Annotated in this window: 12 protein-coding genes; all 12 read right to left on the reverse strand. The window is 40.1% G+C overall.

Annotated elements, in window-relative coordinates; genetic code table 11:
• Positions 1-357 precede the first annotated feature (357 nt).
• Entirely contained in the window at positions 358-1,413 is a 1,056-nt protein-coding gene (locus GO816_RS16030; protein WP_157542974.1) for a glycoside hydrolase family 43 protein, read from the reverse strand.
• A gap of 147 nt (positions 1,414-1,560) precedes the next feature.
• Complete coding sequence (gene katG / locus GO816_RS16035; RefSeq protein ID WP_157542975.1) at positions 1,561-3,843, reverse strand: catalase/peroxidase HPI; 2,283 nt, start codon at positions 3,841-3,843, stop codon at positions 1,561-1,563.
• Positions 3,844-4,057: 214 nt separating this feature from the next.
• Positions 4,058-4,495 carry an energy transducer TonB gene (locus GO816_RS16040; protein ID WP_157542976.1) on the reverse strand — a complete coding sequence of 146 codons (438 nt, stop codon included), beginning with the start codon at positions 4,493-4,495 and terminating at the stop codon, positions 4,058-4,060.
• Positions 4,496-4,624: 129 nt separating this feature from the next.
• Positions 4,625-5,347, reverse strand: coding sequence for a hypothetical protein (locus GO816_RS16045; RefSeq protein WP_157542977.1), 723 nt, complete (start codon positions 5,345-5,347; stop codon positions 4,625-4,627).
• Between the two features lie 24 nt (positions 5,348-5,371).
• Positions 5,372-6,142, reverse strand: a complete 771-nt coding sequence (locus GO816_RS16050) for a DUF4097 family beta strand repeat-containing protein (protein ID WP_157542978.1) — start codon at positions 6,140-6,142, stop codon at positions 5,372-5,374.
• Positions 6,143-6,223: 81 nt separating this feature from the next.
• Positions 6,224-7,057: a HEAT repeat domain-containing protein gene (locus tag GO816_RS16055; RefSeq protein WP_157542979.1), complete on the reverse strand. Its 834-nt coding sequence runs from the start codon at positions 7,055-7,057 to the stop codon at positions 6,224-6,226.
• Entirely contained in the window at positions 7,047-7,586 is a 540-nt protein-coding gene (locus GO816_RS16060) for an RNA polymerase sigma factor (protein ID WP_157542980.1), read from the reverse strand. Before GO816_RS16060 ends, GO816_RS16055 begins: the two co-directional genes overlap by 11 nt.
• A gap of 320 nt (positions 7,587-7,906) precedes the next feature.
• Positions 7,907-8,869 carry a hypothetical protein gene (locus tag GO816_RS16065; protein WP_157542981.1) on the reverse strand — a complete coding sequence of 321 codons (963 nt, stop codon included), beginning with the start codon at positions 8,867-8,869 and terminating at the stop codon, positions 7,907-7,909.
• A 39-nt stretch (positions 8,870-8,908) separates the two neighbouring features.
• Positions 8,909-10,765: a RagB/SusD family nutrient uptake outer membrane protein gene (locus GO816_RS16070; RefSeq protein ID WP_157542982.1), complete on the reverse strand. Its 1,857-nt coding sequence runs from the start codon at positions 10,763-10,765 to the stop codon at positions 8,909-8,911.
• Positions 10,766-10,776: 11 nt separating this feature from the next.
• The gene (locus tag GO816_RS16075) at positions 10,777-13,950 is read right to left on the reverse strand and encodes a SusC/RagA family TonB-linked outer membrane protein (protein WP_157542983.1); all 3,174 of its coding nucleotides are present in this window, start codon (positions 13,948-13,950) and stop codon (positions 10,777-10,779) included.
• 639 nt (positions 13,951-14,589) lie between these two features.
• A complete protein-coding gene (locus GO816_RS16080; RefSeq protein ID WP_232336599.1) occupies positions 14,590-19,437 on the reverse strand; it encodes a chemotaxis protein CheB in 4,848 nt (1,615 codons plus the stop codon).
• Between the two features lie 16 nt (positions 19,438-19,453).
• Positions 19,454-20,959 carry a GAF domain-containing protein gene (locus GO816_RS16085; protein ID WP_157542984.1) on the reverse strand — a complete coding sequence of 502 codons (1,506 nt, stop codon included), beginning with the start codon at positions 20,957-20,959 and terminating at the stop codon, positions 19,454-19,456.
• Between the last annotated feature and the right edge of the window lie 95 nt (positions 20,960-21,054).

Below are 21,054 nucleotides of genomic sequence, written 5' to 3' on the forward strand. Positions count from 1 at the left end.
AAAAGCAGCAGCTAAAAGGATAATGGCGGCGAAGGTAAAGTTAGTTTTCATATCAATCAGGGGGAAAGGGTGTGTTTTAATTTGTTGTTGTTTGATAAATATTAGGCAACTGCTGTACCAGCAGCCGCTAAAAAACAGCAAACGCAACAAAAACAGCCCACACATATGCAAAAACACACTTTTTGCATCGTGCCAAAAGCATTAGGCAAGCCAAGCATCAATTAACCTGTGGTTAAGTTTCCCCCAACTTTACTCAGCTGGTGGGGAATTGTACTTCCACAGTTTAAGATGCGACTGTGAAGAAACATCTCAAACAACAAAGCCTCCGGATGAGGAGGCTTTGTTGTGATTATCACTTTAGAACTTCATATCCATCTTCCAATGACTGGCAAGTTTTTGAGCTTCTTTTTTTGTGATTTGTATAACAGCAGGATGCTTAGGAACGGAGAAGTTAGTGGACTTCATAACACCATCATTAAAACGGCCCAGATTTTTGAAGTTCACAAAATCAGTTGTTTCGCTAAAGCCAAAATTGTGAGGGTTGATACGGTAAATATCGTAAATCAATATCCACTTATTCTGCCCTATTAGCTTGTACACGGTTGGTGCCTCACATCCAACTGGTTCAGGATCGTACCATTTTGGGTCATATACATAGCCGGTATGTACCGAGTCAGATACAGCCTGCTTAACGCCCGAAGTACCATCGTGCGAAGCATAAAACATATGGTACTTGTTTCCAACTTTTGTAATGTCGGCATCAATATAGGCAACCCCATTGGGGTACTCAAACAAAGGCTTGGGCAGCGTTTCCATGCGGTCAAAGCTTTGATTCATGTACGTATAGTAAACTTTTTCCTTACCACTGCCAAAACGCATGGTAAAGTAAAGCATCGGCTTTTTTTCCACCTCATCATAAATCATTTCGGGTGCCCAGGCACAGCCAATGTCGGCCAACTCGGGGAATGCCTTATCAACGCGCAAAACCTGGTGCGACCAATGAAGTAAATCTGCCGATTTCATCAGTACCAATCCCCTGTTATTGCCCCATCCATACTGCTTTCCGTCGCGCTCCCACTGCGTGTTTCGGTAGCCTTCTTTTTGCCCGTAAATATGCAGGTCGGTCAAAGCCATATAAAACATATTATCGGCTCCACGGTAAATGTACGGGTCGCGTATGCCCTTTTGTTCGGCAATCGTATCGCCGGCAATAACCGGCTTGCCCTGGTTTACATCAGTAAAACTATAGCCATCTTTACTTAAGGCAATATAAAGTCCATGCGTATCATCTTTAAAGTAAACCATAAGGTAAGCACCCATCGCCTTTTCTTTAGGCACTTTACTTTTTTGAGCTAATACATCACAGCAAGATAACAGCACAAGCGCTATGCTAAAAAAACCGGTCTTTGTCATTACGGAGAATAATTGGTTGGAGAAGCTAAAATAAAAATTAATTGTCATAAACACATTTGTAACCCAGCAACTTTTGTTATATAACAATACACAAAAAAAGGCTGCCCTTATTAAGGCAGCCTTTTGCTAGTAAACTTGATTATATAACTATTTCTTCAGGTCGAACCTGTCTAAATTCATAATCTTTGCCCAAACGGCAACAAAGTCGTTTATGAACTTATTTTGCGAATCGGCACTTGCGTAAACCTCGGCAATGGCACGAAGTTCGGCATTAGAGCCAAATACCAGATCGGCGCGTGTGGCCGACCATCTTATATCGCCATTTGAACGGTTTGTACCCACGTAAACTTCCTTATCGTCTGATGCAGCTTTCCATGATGTAGTCATGTCCAGCAGGTTTACAAAAAAGTCGTTGGTTAGCTGTCCGGCACGTGATGTTAATACGCCTTTGTTCGAGCCGTCAAAGTTGATGTTGATTGCCTTTAAACCACCCATCAACACTGTTAATTCCGGAGCGGTGAGTGTAAGCAAATGTGCCTTATCAATCAAAACCTCTTCTGTTGAAACGTGCAATTTTGGATTGCGGTAATTACGGAAACCGTCGGCAGCAGGTTCAAGATATCCAAATGATTCCACATCTGTATTTTCCTGCGAAGCGTCCATCCTACCGGCATTAAACGGAACGGCAACCTCATGGCCTCCATCTTTCGCGGCTTTCTCAATACCTGCATTACCTGCCAGTACAATTAAATCGGCAAGTGATATCTTTTTGCCGGTTGTTTGAGCGCCGTTAAAATCATTCTGAATGTTTTGCAACACGCTGAGCACTTTTTGTAATTGCTCAGGATTATTCACCTTCCAATCTTTTTGCGGTGCTAAACGTACACGGGCTCCATTTGCCCCGCCACGTTTATCAGAACCGCGGAAGGTTGATGCTGATGCCCATGCTGTTGAAACAAGCTCAGATACACTCAAGCCCGATTCTAAAACTTTTGATTTTAAAGAAGCAGCATCAGTTTCATCAATCAGTACATGATCAACCGCCGGGATAGGGTCTTGCCAAAGCAAAACTTCCTGCGGCACGTCAGCTCCAAGATACAGATCACGAGGGCCCATATCACGGTGCGTTAGCTTAAACCATGCACGGGCAAAGGCATCTGCAAACGCATCAGGATTTTCAAGGAAGTGACGGGAAATCTTTTCATATTCCGGGTCAAACCTTAAAGAAAGATCGGTAGTAAGCATGGTTGGCAAATGCTTTTTGTTTTTATCAAAAGCATCTGGTATAATGGCTTCGTCAGTTTTGGCCACCCACTGGTGTGCACCACCCGGACTTTTGGTTAACTCCCATTCAAAACCAAAAAGGTTTTCAAAATAGTTATTGCTCCATTGTGTTGGGGTTGTGGTCCAGGTAACTTCCAAACCACTGGTAATGGTATCAGCACCTTTTCCTGTTCCAAAACTGTTATGCCAACCAAAACCCTGTTGCTCGATACCGGCAGCTTCGGGCTCATCGCTAACATGGTCAGACGAAGCTGCACCATGAGTTTTGCCAAATGAGTGTCCGCCTGCAATTAAAGCTACGGTTTCTTCATCGTTCATTGCCATACGGCCAAAAGTGTCGCGTATATCTTTGGCAGCTAAAACCGGGTCGGGGTTTCCATCTGGACCTTCGGGATTTACATAAATTAAACCCATATGTGCTGCTGCAAGCGGCTTTTCAAGATTCCTGCTGTGAACTTTGCCATCGGCATCATCATCAGAAACTAAAGTTCCAACCTGATTGTCGGCACCTTCAGAACCGTGAGCGTAACGCAAATCACTGCCCAACCACTTGGTTTCGGAACCCCAGTAAACAGATTCATCTGCCTCCCATACATCGGCACGCCCCCCGGCAAAGCCAAAGGTTTTGAAGCCCATTGATTCAAGAGCAACGTTTCCGGTAAGTATCATTAAATCGGCCCAGGATATATTACGACCGTACTTTTGCTTTATTGGCCAAAGCAACCTGCGGGCTTTATCCAAACTAACATTATCAGGCCAGCTGTTTAGCGGCGCAAAGCGTTGTAAGCCGGCACCACCGCCGCCACGACCATCAAATACACGGTAAGTACCGGCGCTATGCCAGGCCATACGAACAAATAAACCACCGTAATGGCCAAAATCTGCCGGCCACCAGTCTTGCGAATCTGTCATGAGTATATGCAGGTCTTTCTTTACTGCCTCCAGGTCAAGGCTCTTGAAAGCCTCTGCATAGTCAAAACCATCATCCATAGGATTTGAAAGTGATGAATTTTGACGAAGTATATTAAGCTTAAGCTGTTTTGGCCACCAATCTTTATTGCGTGTACCGCCACCTGCTACATTTTGTTGCTTCATGGTGCCATTATGAAAAGGGCACTTGCTAATGTCATTCGATTCTCTTTCCATTGCTGTTTGTTTATAATTGATGCTTATGTATTAAGTTATTTACCGGCTGATAAACAATGTAAAAGTATGAGTTAACACAATATCTTCACAATCGATTAGTTCTATTGATTATAGCCAGAAACTATATTCGTGTGCTTATAACAACAAAGGCCCTCCATATGGAGGGCCTTTGTTGTTGAAACTATTATTTAACTCTATAAGTTAACTGTAATGGTTAACTTTTCAAGGCAAAAACTACAGGCACTGTGTACCTTACGCGTACTTTTTTACCATCCTGACTTCCGGCAGTCCAACGGGGCGATGCCTTTATTACACGCACTGCCTCATCAACTAGCAATGGTTCTGTACGGCCTACTGAGTGTACATCAGTAATGCTCCCATCTTTTTCAACAATAAAAGTTACGTTAACTCTACCCTCCTTTTTTACCTTCTTGGCCGCTTCAGGATATTTTAAATTTTCTTTTAAATACTGAATAAAGCCAGAAATGTCACCCGGAAAGCGCGGTAGTTTTTCTACCGTGGTGTATACCGGTTCATCATCTGTTTTTGCCTGTGCAAATGAGGCCGAACATACCGAAGTTGCCATTAGTGTTAACAGTGCGGCCTTAGCTAATTTTTGAGCCAATGCCTTGGTAATTTTCTTGTAATTCATGTTTCTAAAATTTAGTTTATAAGCTTTACTCAAATATAACTAAATATTTAGTTAATGGTTCTTTAGAAGAATATTTTTACAAAAAAGCCGCCGGTAAATATACTGGCGGCATCAAACATTCATTTTTATTTATTGCTTTCGCATATAAATTTTTCCGTAAGTTGATTTCAAATCGTACGCGGGGCCTTTACCTGGCTGGGCGGTAATAGAGGTAAAGAAATCACGCTTGGTGTTATCTGTTAAAACCAGGTCGAGGTTTGAAAAAATATGCCCGTAACTTGTGGTAGCCTTAATTTGGCCTACCTGGGCTTTATTTAATGTTGCGTCAATTCCGCCGTAAACAGCGTCTACAACAATCGGCGTGTTACAATTTACTAGTTGAACCATTCCATAAGTAGCTTTAACAGTGGTTGGTGTATTTACCGGTACTTTCACTTCTATGCTAACATCCATATCAACACCGTTAGAATATGAACGAATGACGCCCATTTTACTTTTGTAAGCTTTAAAGTCGGCCTCTGTTTTAAAAACGATCTTTTTACCGGCTTCCTGTACTGTATACCTATGTGGCAGTTTATCTAAATCGGTTAGCTTGTTGCTAATTTGCAATGCACCGTTATTAATCCGGTCTGATAAGGTAAAGGCGTCGTCGTTTTCGCCATCGTTTATGTTTACTTTAGCTATTACTGCTACTTCGTTTTTTTCCCAGGTGGTAATTTTTACTACCGGATAATCAAACTTTAACTCCAATGGCTGACCTTTTTTGATGGGGTAACTTTTATTTATTATAGTTTGGGCACCGGCAACATTAGCCACCGTTAAACTCAACCACAGCAATAGTAAATGTTTCATGATTTTAAAGTTTAGGCTTAATAATTAAATTGCTTTACGAAGATATACTTTACCAAAGGTTGAGGTTAAGTTAAACTCAGTACCTCCTCCGTTAAGCGTTCCGGCTATATTGCCTGTGTATTCTACCATTTCATCATCCTGGGCGCGCTTTTTAAGCTCAATGTTTAAATCAGACGAAGCAAACACATTACCATGTGTTGTATTGAGTTTAAGGTTGGCTTTTGTTGCACCCGGTACGGCAACATCAACTGTAGCGTACATCGAAGAAATGGTTATTGGACCGGCAATTTTGTCTTTAAACTTTGCTTTTACGTTACCATATATACTGTTAACTGTAACCGGACCTGTAATGTCTTCCAGTTCTACAGAGTTTGTACGCACTGATATATCAATCTCTTTAGTGATGTTTTTGATGATAACCTTGCCAGCATTAATCATATTCTGCCAGTTGTAAGATACGCTCACTCCGCGTGGCACCTTAATTTTAACCTTTCCTATGTTTGATGCTACCTCGTTTACTTCTATAGTTGTTCCTTTATCGGCAACGTTAATTCCTATGTTGGTATTATCAACAACACCGGTGCCACTAAGTAATCTTAAACCGGCCGCGCGCTCATCAGCATACTTCTTATCCTCTGAGGTAAAAATAATTTCCTTGCCATCATAGCCCTCTATGGTAACCGATGGCAGTTTGATTAACAATCTTCCTGTTGCTTTGGCAACCTTATATTCCTGAGCAAAAGCATGGCTTATTGCCGTTAGTAGAACCACTATAGTTAATAACCTGATTTTCATTTTTAATAAGATTTTATGAGTTTATATTTTATAATAATGGTATAGTCGACGTATACCTTTAATTTCATAGTGAACAAATGATCATGATCCGCGTAACTGAAACGCGCCGGAGTATGCGGTTTCGCGCACAGCATCCATTTTACTTTCATCCTTTACCATGCCTTCCAGTTCAGTTAATATTGCCGATTCTTTCATGCGGGTAAGCAGCTCAATAAGTGCTATCTGAACCATGGGATCCTGTTGTTTTTTCAGGGACTTTACCAGCTGTTTGCGTACATAGCCTTCCTTATAAAACTTAGCCAATCCATCTAATGCTGCCATCCTTACATTGGTGTTAGGGTCATTATTCATTGTCTCAACCAAAACGTCAACCACATCGTTACTCAAGTTTTTAAATTTACCAGTTTGTGAAAGCGCTTTTAAACGGCTGGCGGGAGATGATTCATCATTCAACTTGTCAAACAACACCTTTTTATATGAACTCTGCCCGGTTTGGGCAAAGCTTTTAGATAAACGGCTTTTACGTTGGGCTATGTCCTGGTCAACATCATCAAAACTATGCTGCTGAGGAGCCGGACTTGCTGCATACTCCTGCTGAGGCTCAGTAATTTGTGGCGCTGTTTGCTCCTGAATTACCTGCGGTTTACGCGATGTTTTCACTACGTTTTGCGCAACATTATTTGTTTGGTTATACTGCCACAAAACGAAACTTAAGCCTATAAGCAGGCAAGCGGCAGCAACCCACCTCATGGCAGTGAAGCTTATTACAATGCCTGTTTTCTTTTCAACCGGTTTAATTTTATGAACCGGTTGCTGCATTTGTTCAAGAATGCGGTTTAACACTGCCGGATTAGGCATGCGTATATCCAGTTCTTCGTTATGCTTGCTTATAAATTCTTCCAGTTTACCTTTCATAATGCCCCTCTTTTAACATTTCTAAAACCTTGGCCTTAGCCCTGAAGTACTGAACTCTAACTGTGCTATTTGACATTCCCAGCATTTGCGCAATTTCAACCTGCGGAATGTTTTCAACCGCGTATAACTGAAATATGGTGCGGTAAGCCAAAGGCAGCTCTTCAATTGCCTGACTTATGCGGTTCATGTTAAATTCAAATTCCTCCTCATCTACAATTTCATCAACAATCACTGTTGTCTCCGGCTCAAGCTCAGTTAGTTCAAGTCGTTTTTTTCGCAGCCAGTTTATGGCTTTGTTTATTGCAATCCTTTTAATCCACGGCCTGAAACTATCAGCATTAGTAAGCTTGGCTATAGCATGATAAGCATCAACAAAAGCTTCCTGCATAATATCTTCTGCTTCGCCGGTGTGTTCTACATACCGGCATATAGCATTGTACACATACTTTGCATTATGCTCATATAACTTTGTGTAGGCGTACGGATCGCCGTTTTTACACATTGCTACGAGGTCTTGTTGTGATATCATTTACAGTTGTAATCCTAAAATTTCTGGTCAGCTACTTTAATGTCGTAATGTTGATTGGAATGTTACAACAAATTAAAAGAATTTTAAAAATTGTTGGTTACAGTAGTAACGACCTTTTCGATGTGCCTACAGCGAATCAAAAATGGCCTTAAACAAAAAAGCCTGTATAAATTATACAGGCACAAATTTTTAAGTAAATAAACATGCAGCTATCGCAGCTGCATGTTTCCCAATTAATGAACTACTACTAACAGGTTTTAAGATAAATTTAATACCATCTTAGTATGATCTTGACCGACACACAGTATTGTGTCATTTATTTAATTCTGAATTTTTACGCTGACATTAATAAATGGTTTTCTGTCTAAATCAGATGATACTGCATTGATGAAAAGAATTCCATATTTACCTTCAGGAGTTAGAAAACTAATGCTGCTACCAGGGAGCAAACCTGTACCATAAGTAGTAGCTACAGTAGCTGACAGCGTTGGATTTCTTGCCTTAACCAACGACTCAATTACTGAAGCAGAAACTGCCGTATAAGTAAAAGGGTCATTTTGTGACGTTTGTGGAGCTGCAAATTTTGTAGCTCTTTTTTGCCATGCACTTATATCATATACAGTGAGCGGATTAACAGGAACGTTTGTAGCATATAAGTTATACACCCAAGGGTTACTTGCATCTGTTGTTGGCCTGCGATAAATTCCAAAATCAATTTTTGAGGAATTGGCAAGACCATCGGTGTAGCTGTAAGAAACTCCATCACGCAAAGAAAAGAAAGAGGGTAAGATTTTGCCTAGGGTGTCTGGCAAATAGATAACACGATTTGTCAAAAACGTATAACTTGGTTTACCCTCGATAACAACTTTTTTGTAACCATCGCCAATATAAACGCCTTTTTGGTTAAGCGCATAAACACGGTAACTTAACTTTCCGTCTCTCTGTATCTTCAACTTAAGCAAATCTCTGTAAGCTCTCCTGCGACTATTGTCACTTACAGCAATAGTATTACGCTCAATAGCATTACCTTTTCCGCCAGCGGTGCGCTCCACCACTACAGAATAAATATCCTCAACGGCTGAATTTATAGTATAATCTATGTATACACTATCGCCATCGTTAACAAGTTTATAGTCGGTTACAGCTAAAGGACTGCTGTTATTATAAGTAACAGTTACGTCATTGAACATGTTAAATATGTTTTGCGAATCTTTTTTGCATGCACTGAGCAATGCCACACAACCAACTGCAACTATAATTTTTTTTAAATTTCTAATTTTCATTTTTAGAGAATTACAATTAATAACAATATCAATAAGCATTTAATCTAATGGATCAAATGTGCCGCCAGGCCAGCCAATTGTTGTAGCTATATTAGCTCCATTGTTAACAAAATCGTTGTGAAACGTATAGAAGTAATGATATTCTGGTACGTTATATGGCAGGTACTGTGTATTGGTGGTTAAAACATGCCTAAAATACTTTTGATAGGTTGCTTTATCATTTGTATTAAGGGTTTCTCTGAATGCAACTCCATTTGTGGAAGCTTCTAAAACTGCTTTATCACTCGCTACGTTTAGTTGAACTTCAAGTTTCGTCATGTTGCCGTTTAACAAATGCATTTGTCTTGTGCGTCTTAAATCGGAGTTACGCTTGTTCTCAAATGCAAATTCTATCATTCTTTCATTAATTAGTAAGGTACGCACCTGCTCAATTCCATTTACATTTCCTAAGCCATAGTCATTATTACCTTGTACAATGTTAGCTCTAACACGCAGTTGCCTTACCATATCTTTCGCGCCTGCTGAATTTCCGGTTTCATTCATACAGTCAGCATAGTTAAGCATAACTTCGGCTAATCTTAGTTCAATCCAATCCATACCATTGCCACCTAAATTATTACTGTAAGGCACGTTAGCTGCAGTTAGAGTTGGGGTTGTGAACCGCTTGCAATAAACTCCATTGCCGTTACTTTCTCCTACAGCGGTGTTGTACGTCCATTGTCTTCTGTTAAGATTTCCACTTAAAGGCCAGCTACCACCATTGTAAGCGATAGTTGCTTCAAATCTTGGATCGCGATTTTGCCAGAAAAGCAAGTCATCATATGGAAACTGCGTAGATGTTCCACGCGGGTTGCCATCTCTCATAGGGTATGCATCCAAAAGTTTTTTTGTTGCCATAAATCCGGTGAACGGGCTTCCGTTTTCAGAAGATGGCCTTGTAATAGATTCCGTATTATGACCTCTGGCATTTATTGAATTAGAAAAAGTGCGTACAAGAACAGCCTCTGTATTTGCGGTTCCCTCCACCCTAAAAATGTCGGCGTAATTTGTCATTAATTTTTTTCCAGAAGCAACGCACATATCATAAGCTTCTTTATTGGCTTGCAAAGCGGTTTGCCATCTTGATGCATCATATGGGTGTTTTGGATCGTTCAGCGGATTGAATTGAGGACTTGCCCAATACAACAAAACCTTCGCCTTTAAACACGTTGCAATTAATTTAGAGATTTTACCCCTGCCCGTGCCGTCATCCCAAACGACGCCGTCTAACATAGTAATGGCATTATTCAAATCACTTATAATGGCGTCAAAACAAACCTTCGCACTTTTCCTACCTTCAAGATATACAGTCTCAGGTCGTTGTGGTTCTAAAGGAAGTGGTACTCCACCATATACTTTCACCAATTCAAAGTAAGCCATTGCTCTCAAGGCATGATATTGACCTAATAAAACTCTTTGAGTAGCCTGAGGAATAGATCCAAGCGGTATGTTCTTTATTGCTTCATTGCAACGGCCTACGTCGAAATATCTATTTATGCCGGGGTTATAATTATAGCCGTTTCCGGTGTATCTAACGTCATTTACTCCAAGCGTTCCTTGTAATCCTAATGCCGCTTTTGCCCATTGATCTACGTCAGGAAAGTAGTTTTCATCACTTGCCATTTGTACACCATATCTATCTGGTCTTAATTGGAAAGGAAAGTTAGGTATTACTACATCATAAGTACGGTTAAGATGTAGTTGTACAGCACCTTCAGTATCCCATATTGCTGCATCAATTCCATTTCTATCAGGTAACAAGAAGAATTCATCTTTATTTATACATGCAGGCAAGGTTGCTGCGATAGACAAGACAATAAATGACTTGGTGATATGACTTTTTATTTGCTTAATCATTGCTAAAAAAATTATAAGTTAACACTTAAACCTGCCGAAATTGTAGTAAGAACTGGGTAATCCCAAGCGCTTGATGTGTACGGATCTTTGTATTTAAGAGGATTTACCAAAGTCCATAAATTATTACCTGTTAACAAAACTCTTGCGCCTTGTAGTCCTAACTTATTCACTAACTTGGTTGGCATTTTATAACTTAAGGTCATTGTATTTATACGTATGGTTGTACCGTCTACAGCCCAGAAGTCCGAGTTTCTACCTAAAGACGGGTCATCAAAACGAGGAAACTTACCCGACATTGGATTCTCAGGTGTCCATCGGTCATTCCATATATCTAAAACATTTCGGTTTCCTGCAGGAGCTGTTCTGGCTCTGCCATCGTAAAATACTTTGCCACCTAACCTTGCAGCTATATTTGTATTTAAGCTAAAGGCCCTATAACTAAAGTTCAAAGTAAAGCCGCCCGAAAACCAAGGATTGGTGTTTTCGAACATAGGCTGCATATCGCTATCTGTAATTACACCATCACTATTTGTATCTTCATAATACAACCATCCTGGTTGAGGTATACGATCGTAAATTCTGTAATTTGGATATTTTGCCATCCAGCTATCAACATCAGCCTGCGTCCTAAACATACCCGAGTTTTTCAAACCAATGTTGCCGCTATTCCACTTTCTAGGATCTAAGCCAAAATTGATAAGCCAATCAGGCGCAATGTTATTTATTAACTGGCCCGGAGCATATAACAATCTATCATTTACGCTATTTCCATAACTAAAGTTAACATTAGCACTCATGTTCAATTCTTTAAACAGCTTAGCTTTGTAACCAAGATTGACTTCCGTTCCCCAGTTATAAGTTTTGCGGTAGTTTACTACCGCTGGCAGGAAACCACCATACAGCGGGTACAGTTGATTTCCTCCTAAGTCAAAGCCGTCGTAGTTGTAATTTTGGAACACTTCGACTGAGAAGTCAAGTTTGTTGTTAAATAAAGAGCTTTCCAAACCAACGTTAATGGTTCTTTTACGCTCCCATGTCAGGTCGGGGTTACCTACCTTACTTGGGTTTAAGCTATTTTGGTTGTTGTTACCGTACAAATAACCGTTTGTTACGTCGATAAGATACCTGTCTTGCCACAACCTTGCTAAACCTACTCTATCATCACCCGTAACTCCAACGTTAGCTTTTAGCTTAAGAAAGTTTATAAAATTGAGCGGCTTTGAATTCTTGAAAAATTCTTCACTACTAACAACCCAACCTAAACCAACACTTGGGGCAACTCCCCAGCGGTTACCTGTTGCAAAGAACGAAGAAGCATCAAAACGGGTAATAAACTCTAAAAGGTATCTTTTATCAAAATCGTAGCTAACTCTCCCGAAGAAAGAGCGCTTTGATGATTCATACCGGCTGATGTCCTTTCTTGTTAATGTATTAGCGTCAAAAGCCCAATAATCTTCGCCACCGGGTATAATTTGGTTAAGATAGTTTATAGCAAGATTTTCCTGGTTTGATTGGGATTGTTCACCACCTGCTAAAACCCCTATTGTATGCTTACCAAACGTTCTGCCATATTGTAAGGTTAAAAATCCTTGATAGCTATTGCTTTCACTTAAGCTTGGTGTAACTCTTTCGTTTAAATCACTTACATTTTCAAAAACGGGGTTTTGAGTTGCAGGGTCGGTAAGTTGATCTGTGTATAGTAAATTGTTATTTCCGAACGTTTTAAAATTATAAGTTTTGTAAGGTGGCTTATACTGGCGCGAATTATTACCTGTGCTAGCTTGCGAAATTTGAAACTTAGCAGTAAACCCCTTAAAGAAGGATGGCTGATAGGTTAAACTGGTGTTGATACGATACCCTCTGCTTTTGTTGTTTTCATAATATCCAGACTCTAGCAATGCTTTGGGGTTAAGATTATTATTAGTAAGCGGGTAGTTAAGATTCATTCCGTTGATACTTATTGGAACCCATTGCGGTATTGTTACAAGGCGTTCAAAGAAATTAGCGTCATTGTCAACGGCTGTTTCGCTTCGTGCATTTTTGATGTTCCAGTCGACATTAAAATTTATATCTGCTTTTAAATCTTGGGTAATTGATGCAACTATGCCACTACGAAAGCTATACTTATTAATGTTCAATCCGGCGTAATTAGCATTTTCACGCTGGTAGCTTCCACCTGCAAAAAAAGTTATCTTATCGCTTCCACCTGATATTCCAATGTTATGCCGTTGCATAACGGATGCTTGCCATAGTTCATCATACCAACTTTTGTAATTAACAGTTTTTAAGTACTCCAAATCAGCAGGTAAAAAATAGTTGGAGAATGATGCGCCTGAATTACGGTAACCTTCATTCAATAACACAGCATGGTCATACGCCGACATCATTTCAGGAGTTTTAGCTGCGTCAGACACACCGTAATACCCGTTGTAGGTTAAAGTTGGCTTGCCTATTTTACCTCTTTTAGTGGTCACTAAAACAACGCCTTTAGCACCAGAAGCTCCATATATTGCCGCAGAAGCATCTTTAAGGAAAGTTAAATTTTCTACCATTGACGCATCTATGTTGTCAAATGCCTCGCGGGTAACGGTAATACCATCTACAACGTATAAAGGCTCAGATGTTAACGCAACATCAGCCACTCCCCTCGCAGACTCGGAGACAACCGAATTACGAATATTAAGCGTAATTGCCGCACCGGGCCTGCCAGAAGATTGAGATACGCCCAAACCGGCAACACGGTTTCTTAGCGAACCGGCAAGATTGGGCGCAGGTATGTCTTGTAGTTCCTGTCCTGTAACTGTTGCTACTGAGCCAAGAATTTCGCTACGCTTTTTTGCACCATAGCCCACAAACACCACCTCTTGCAGTTTACTGTTTTCTTGAGATAGGCTTACGTTAAGCTGAGCTTCGCTGCCCACAGATACTTGCTTACGTATGTAGCCTATGAATGAAAATACCAGGATGTCTTTATTTGAATTAACTTGAATTGTATAAATACCATCTCTGTTTGTACTTACATTACTTGGCAAACCTTTAAGGCTTACGTTTACACCAGGCAATGGTGTACCAAGGCTATCAACAACTTTACCCGTTACTTTGCGTTGTTGGGCCATTGCAACAGAACCTACCAATGTGCAAAGCAACATCAGCAAAGAAAATTTGCGTAAAAAATTATAATCCATAATAGTTTATTTGGTTAGAAATTGGTATAGATGAGCTATAAGCACAGCAGTAGCTACCTTATGCCGCTTGAGCGGGTAAGCAATGTGCAGTTATAACTTTGGCAAGAATGCTTTAATGGAATGTAAAGTATTATATCATAGGCAATTAATTTTATCTAAAGTGTGTGTGTTTATTGATGAAATTTCGGTTTATAATGAAAAATGTTAAAGCGAAGAGCTATTAACAATATGACTGTTTCAAACAGTAAGTAATTGGTTTTATTGACATCTGGCTCATATATGTTTGGATCAGGTTTATAAGTTTATGTACGTTATTTCAAAAGCAACAACTATTAAGCAATGCTTACTTTTTAACAGCACTTTAAAATTTATGACAACTAATTACTATTGAAGCAATTAATGGTTAAGGTTGATTTGTTGTAATTGGTTAGTTACAAATATCAAATTGCAAGCATCAAACTTAATAGCATTTATTATCATGTTGTTATACAATATTTGCAAAACCCATTAAGATTTATCCCTCAATTGGTTCAAAAAGAGCCGTTTCAGTTTCAACATGCCACAATAACCTACATAAAAAAAAGGAATGCCTGTGGCATTCCTTCAACAAATATTAATCAATATAATATATTATACGTCTTAATCTACTTGGCTTAACGGAATTTCAAACCAAAATACAGAGCCTTCATTTTCGTGGCTTTCCACACCAATTTTGCCGCCATGACGGTGAATAATGTCTGCTGTTATATATAAACCCAAACCCAAGCCTGAAAACTTTTGAGACGACTCCTGCACACGGAAGAAACGGTCAAACACCTGCTCTTTTTTATCATCAGGTATGCCTATCCCAAAATCCTGTACGGATAGGTGAAGCATGTTTTTTTCAGTTACCTTTTGCGTAATTATGATCTCTGTGGCATCTGGAGAGTATTTGACTGCATTTGAAATGAAATTGCTTAATACCTGCTCTAACCTGTGTTTATCTGCCTCAATTTCAACATCGGCATTACCTTGAAGTACAAGACGGTGCGTGCTGTTATGCGATTGGCTATCTTCAATGCATTCCTTGATGACCGTACCGGCGTTGAACCGTGTGAAGTTAAACTGCATTTTGCCTGCATGTATTTTTGTGACATCAAGCAAATCATCAACAATTGCGGTTAAACGGCCAGTTTGCTTATTGGCACGTTCAATAAAAGGATACACTTTTTCATAGGCATCTTCCTCTCTGCCGGCAATACGCTGCATTATTTGCAACGATCCTTTTAAACTTGTGATTGGAGTTTTAAGTTCATGACTTGCAATACTCATAAACTCATCTTTTTGCTGCATCAGCTCGCGGGTTGCATTTTGCGACTTAACAAGTTCAGTAACTTCAAAACCAAAAAACGCTATTCCATCAACCTGCTCGCGCTCATTGTAAATTGGTATAAATAGGTAATCAAGCCAAGCGTCAGTAAGCTGCCCTGTTTCAAGGTTGATTTTTTTAACGTTGTAAGCTTTTCCTGATTTAGATTCTCCTGTTTGATAAAGTTTTTCATCGTTTGCAAACAAGCGTGAAGTGTTCAGCCCGCTATGTGCCTCTTTGGTAGGATGGCCGACCATATTATTGCGCTGATAGAACGCATCAAAGGCTTTGTTTGTAAACTCATAACGCAGCTCGGTTCCGCGCCTTATACTGATCAGGGCGGGCGCATTTAAGAAGATACCGTAAAATTCTTCCTGCTGCTTACGTATAAACTCCTGTAACTCGCGCCTGTTTCGCTCAATTTCCTTTTGGTGTGATAAATCTATAATATAACAAACCGAATTTGCTTCTGAATCATCATCAAGCCTGGCTGCACCCATTAGTACGGGCACCCTGCTTCCATCACGACGAATGTATTCCTTTTCAAACGGTGGGCAAAAACCGTTCTTATTTAGCTGCTCTACCGCTTTGCGACTTATACCCATATATTCAACAGGCGTAAGCTTATCCCATCCTAATGCACCTTTGTTTAAATCTTCAATAGTGTATCCCACCATGTTCAAAAACACGTCGTTTGCTTCAATTATCTGACCATCAAACCGGGCAAATAACATCCCGATCATGTCTGATTCAAAAATTTTGCGGAAACGGCTTTCACTTTTATTTAAACGCTTCTCGGCCTCTACGATGCGGGTAATTTCAACAATTGATCCTACCATACGATAAGGCGTATCATAGGCATCATGTAGTATGTTACCCCTGTCTAAAATAATGGCGTAACTGTCGTCAGCTTTTTTAAACCTATACTCGGCCGACCAATTATGCTTGCCCTTGTTTATGGCCTCATGTACACTCTTTTCAACACGTTTTCTATCCTCGGGGTGTACCTTATCAAACCAATAGCCAATGTTGCTGCTCTCGGTGTTGTTTTCATAACCAAACATCGAAGTAAAATTGTCACTTCTCCACATTTCGTTGGTCACCAGGTTCCAATCCCATATGGTATCATTTGTAGCTTGCGATACTAAATTAAAGCGCTCCTCACTTTGTGTTAAGCTCATGGTGCGCTCTAAAATCTTATCTTCCAGTTCGGCATTAAGCTTCTTTAAATTTTCGCGGGCACTCACCAGCTCGTTATAATTTCTACGCAGCTTTTGCTCATTTTGCCTGCGCTCGGTAATGTCAGTTAATGTTACGGCAAAGCCGTCAGCAACTTGGCTGGCCATGAGTATGTACCACCCTTTGTCCTCGTAGTAAACTTCTTGTTGCAGCTTCCCTCCTTTTTGCGTTACCTGCTTCAAGCGTTCAAAAACATCATCCTGCAGCAAGAAATGCAAATGCTTTTTAAGGAGCTGTCCTTTTAATTCGGCATCTGTTTTATTTAATAGCTGGCCAGCCATGCGGTTGGCCATCAAACATTTAAAATCAGCCAATTGGCCGTTATTGTTACGAACGGCACCGAAAACCATTATGGCGCTTAAACTTGTGCTAAATACGCCCGAAACGATGCTGTTAAGTTCGGTAATAGTACTTATGTCAACAAAGCTTATTACTACGCCATCACGCTCCTTATCTTTTTTGATATAAGGCAGCACTCTAAGCAGGCAATGCTTTCCATCTTTCAGCTCAACTTCTTTTTCAACCAAATGTGCCGGGTTGTTAAGCACTTCCTGAATATCGGCTAAAAAGTTTTCGTATTTTATATTGTTAGATATATGTTTGATAGGCCTGCCAATATCAGCCTCAATCAAATTAACCATTACAACTGCAGCCGGGTTAAACTTGCGGATACGCATATCTTGATCCACAAAAATCTGCCCTATATCAACGCTTTTGAAGTAGTTATTTAAATCATCATTAAGATCAATCAATTCTTTAATCTTAAGCTGATGTTCGGTATTTAAAGTATGTAACTCCTCATTCAGTGATTGCAGCTCTTCGTTACTTGATTGTAATTCTTCATTGGCGGAAAGTAGTTCCTCATTACTTGATTGCAGCTCCTCGTTGGTGGTTTCCATTTCCTCCACTGCCATTTGCAGGTTACCACGCACTTCACTGAGTTCGTTCTCTAACTCATTCACGTAAACCGCCTGCTGCTCGTCAGAGTTATGTGGAACAATGATATCATCACTGTTGAGACCAAATTCTAACTCAACCTCATTAAAAACTACCAGTACATAAGGAACGGTGGACTGTGTATCGGCCGGTTTTACATTAATGTTTACGTAAACATCGTTGTTACGGCGTTTTATGCGTATACGCTTTAACCTTGTAGGCAACTCTTCCTTTACAGCTTTACGCAAGGCTGTGTTAATGATGAATGAAAGCTCGCTGGGCACCATCTTAAGGATATTAAGTTCCAGCTTTTTATCGGGTAAGGATAAGTATTTTTTAAAGTCGCCTACGGTTTCCTTTATTTCACCGTTTTTGTCCACATACACGCCTACATACCCCAAGTCATCGGTTAGGAATTCTTTAAAGCTATCCCTCAATACTTTGTCGGCTTTTATAAACGGCTTACGCAAGTCGCTCGAAAGATTGTGGCTATAGTAGCTGTTATTATTTGAGGGCTGCTGGCTGATAGGACCTATCTTGCGGTAAAGCTTCCACTTACCGCTAACCTCATGTAACCCTTCCTTAATTGATGATACTGTTTCGCTGGAACCAAGGAACAAGAAGCCGCCCTGGTTAAGTGAAAAGTGGAAAGTAGATAACACCTTTTGCTGCAACAAAACATTCATATAAATGAGCATGTTGCGGCATGCAATCAGGTCGTTTTTTATAAACGGAGGGGCTTTTACAACATTATGCCTGGCAAAAACAATTTGCTTGCGTATTGACGGAATGACGGAGTAAGATTTACCGTCTTTCACAAAATAACGTTGCAAGATATCAGCATCAATATCTTTCTCAATAGTTTCCGGATAGCTGTTGTGCGATGCTACATCTAAACTTGCTTCGTCAATATCGGTTGCAAAAATTTTTACATCTAAATCTTTGTTTACCTTTTTAAGATACTTATCAATTAGTATAGCTATGGAGTATGCTTCCTCACCCGTGCTGCAGGCACACACCCACACTTTAAGTATTTCCTCGTGCGCCTTTTCATCAACTATCTGTGGAATGACGTGATTTTCTAATTGTTCAAAAGCGGCTTTATCTCTGAAAAAACGCGTAACTCCAATTAAAAAGTCTTTACCAAGAAGTTTGACTTCCTCATCATTTTGTCGCAAAAACTCAACGTAACTTTCAAGGTTACTGATTTTGTTATGCTCCATGCGGCGTGTAATACGCCTTATAATGGTTGGTGTTTTATATAAATTAAAATCATGCCCACTTTGGTGATGCACTAACTGAAAAAGCTTATTTAGTAATCCTTCATTGTCATACCCGCCTTCAAAAATCTTAATTGGCTGCTGGCGCATATATCCAAATAACTCATCGGGCATTTGTGATGGTGGCTGAACGCTATCGGCATTGCCTGATGTAATGGCACTTTTGGGCATACCATCAAACTTTGCTGTTTCGGGCTCCTGCACCAGTACCATGCCACCATTTTCTTTTATAGCTTCAATTCCGCGTGTACCATCAGTACCCGTTCCTGATAAAATAATTGCTACTGCTTTTTCCTTTTTATCGCTCGCAAGACTAAATAAAAAGGTATCGATGGCAGTATTCGGCGACTTATCTTGCTGTTTATTGGCCAATTTAAGACGGTTGTGGCTTACCGTCATCAACTTATTATTTGGTATGATGTAAACACAATTAGGGTGAAGGCTCATGTTTTCTTCGGCCTCAAACACCTTCATGTGCGTATGCTTTGATACCAGCTCAACCAACAAGCTTTTATAATCGGGCGAGAGATGTTGTATTACAATAAAAGAGAAACTAGAGTTGCCGGGCATATGGTCAAAAAACTCATGAATGGCTTCCAAGCCGCCTGCCGATGCGCCTATTGCAACCACATAATTATTGGCTATGCCCATGTTTCTATTAATCTCGGGTGCTTTACTACTCATTTAGCCTCTAAAAAAATTAAATAGCTTGTTTGGTTTTAAATTCGTAAACAAAACTGCGCAATGTATCGGCTACACCCAACTCATCCTTGTGCCACGGCAAAGATGTATTTTTAACGGTTTGAAGCCAGCTTTTAAATGAATTACGCGGATGGTAGGTTTTACCATCAGCTGCAAAATTTATGGTTTGGTTCGGATCACCTCCCCAGGTAATAGTTTGAACAACCTCGGGCCTGAAACAAACAATGTAATTGCCGTTATGACTATCCAACGGTATAATCAGGGCTCCGCTTGCAATTGAAGCTTCGCTGGCGGCTTCGTCAAAAATATCAGGCAGCGTGGTTGTTGAGAAAACTTTACCTATTTCTTTAGCATGCAACCACAGGTGCAAATTTTCGAGCATGTCGTTTTGTGGCACCTCGCCAGCAGTTGTTATCTTGCTGTTATTGAATATAACGGCACCCTTCGAGTTAAAAAGCTTTAAAATATTCTCGTCGTGCTCAAGCAAACCTTGTTCAATATTACGGTCACTGTAGATATGATCAATAATGCTGTTGCGCTGTGATTGTAAATCGGCAACGCGGCCATATTCCTCTTTATTTATAATAGACGATATTTTGTTTGACACAACGCTTGATAACAACTCAAATATTGAACACAACTCAAAGCTCAAATAATATGGCTTGGTATGGTGGCATGCTATTAAGCCCCATAATTGCTCATTATGAATAACCCTTACCGACATTGAAGCAGTTACCCCCATATTGCCTAAATACTCAATGTGTACAGCGGCAACGCTACGCAGGTTACAGTCAGATAAATCAGTAAACGAGTTAGTGAGCGAGTTAAGTACCGGGTAAAGCCTTACCGGCGTATATTCGCGATTGGGGATAAGACGGTAAGGGTTTCTTAGGTAAAGCTCACGCGCTTGTCGCGGTACATCAGATGCCGGAAACGTAACGCCCAGGTAAGGTTCAAGAGCATCCGTTTTATCTTCGGCAATTACTGTTCCGTTCCAGTTTTCATCAAAACGGTACATCATTATGCCATCGAAACCAGATATCCGTTTAAGCTCCCTGATAGCAATTTCGCATGCATCCTGTACCGAAGTAGCTACATCTACAGCAGCCATTACATACTTGATTTCCTGAAAAACGTTTATAAACGTGCGCTCATCCTCCGCCTGTACCTTTTCCAGCTCCAACAAAAAATACTCTTGCCTTGCATGCACCAGTGCAAGCAACTCAACGTTGTTAAGCGTTAAGCTAACAGGTATTTTATCTTTAATTCCGGTTTCAATCTTTGCCTTCAGTTCATCTATTTGCTTCTGCGGAACGTAATCTGAAAAGCTGGACGAGACAATCTCTGCTGCACTGGTTTCTAACACATCGCTTAAGTTCTCACTGATCTGAATAATATTTAAAGATTCTTTTTCTAACACAACCAAATAGCCATGGGGCTGGATCATGTTAACGTTATGCAAAGGCAAATTGCCGCAAAATTCTGAATCGTAGTTAGATGCCATCAAAATAAAATTATATAACACTTGCAATGTGCAAAAGGCATAGCCTTCCTTAATTAAGTATTATAACCGATAGTACTTTAGGGAATGCTAAAGTA

It is taken from the genome of Mucilaginibacter aquatilis (assembly GCF_009755275.1).
Lineage (GTDB): Bacteria > Bacteroidota > Bacteroidia > Sphingobacteriales > Sphingobacteriaceae > Mucilaginibacter > Mucilaginibacter aquatilis.

Bases quoted from the DNA above. Each gene is read 5' to 3' on its own strand.
- GO816_RS16030 (WP_157542974.1), bottom strand. From the start codon at position 1,413: ATGACAAAGACCGGTTTTTTTAGCATAGCGCTTGTGCTGTTATCTTGC.
- GO816_RS16080 (WP_232336599.1), bottom strand. From the start codon at position 19,437: ATGAGTAGTAAAGCACCCGAGATTAATAGAAACATGGGCATAGCCAAT.
- GO816_RS16085 (WP_157542984.1), bottom strand. From the start codon at position 20,959: ATGGCATCTAACTACGATTCAGAATTTTGCGGCAATTTGCCTTTGCAT.
- GO816_RS16050 (WP_157542978.1), bottom strand. From the start codon at position 6,142: ATGAAAATCAGGTTATTAACTATAGTGGTTCTACTAACGGCAATAAGC.
- GO816_RS16060 (WP_157542980.1), bottom strand. From the start codon at position 7,586: ATGATATCACAACAAGACCTCGTAGCAATGTGTAAAAACGGCGATCCG.
- GO816_RS16070 (WP_157542982.1), bottom strand. From the start codon at position 10,765: ATGATTAAGCAAATAAAAAGTCATATCACCAAGTCATTTATTGTCTTG.
- katG (WP_157542975.1), bottom strand. From the start codon at position 3,843: ATGGAAAGAGAATCGAATGACATTAGCAAGTGCCCTTTTCATAATGGC.
- GO816_RS16065 (WP_157542981.1), bottom strand. From the start codon at position 8,869: ATGAAAATTAGAAATTTAAAAAAAATTATAGTTGCAGTTGGTTGTGTG.
- GO816_RS16045 (WP_157542977.1), bottom strand. From the start codon at position 5,347: ATGAAACATTTACTATTGCTGTGGTTGAGTTTAACGGTGGCTAATGTT.
- GO816_RS16075 (WP_157542983.1), bottom strand. From the start codon at position 13,950: ATGGATTATAATTTTTTACGCAAATTTTCTTTGCTGATGTTGCTTTGC.
- GO816_RS16055 (WP_157542979.1), bottom strand. From the start codon at position 7,057: ATGAAAGGTAAACTGGAAGAATTTATAAGCAAGCATAACGAAGAACTG.
- GO816_RS16040 (WP_157542976.1), bottom strand. From the start codon at position 4,495: ATGAATTACAAGAAAATTACCAAGGCATTGGCTCAAAAATTAGCTAAG.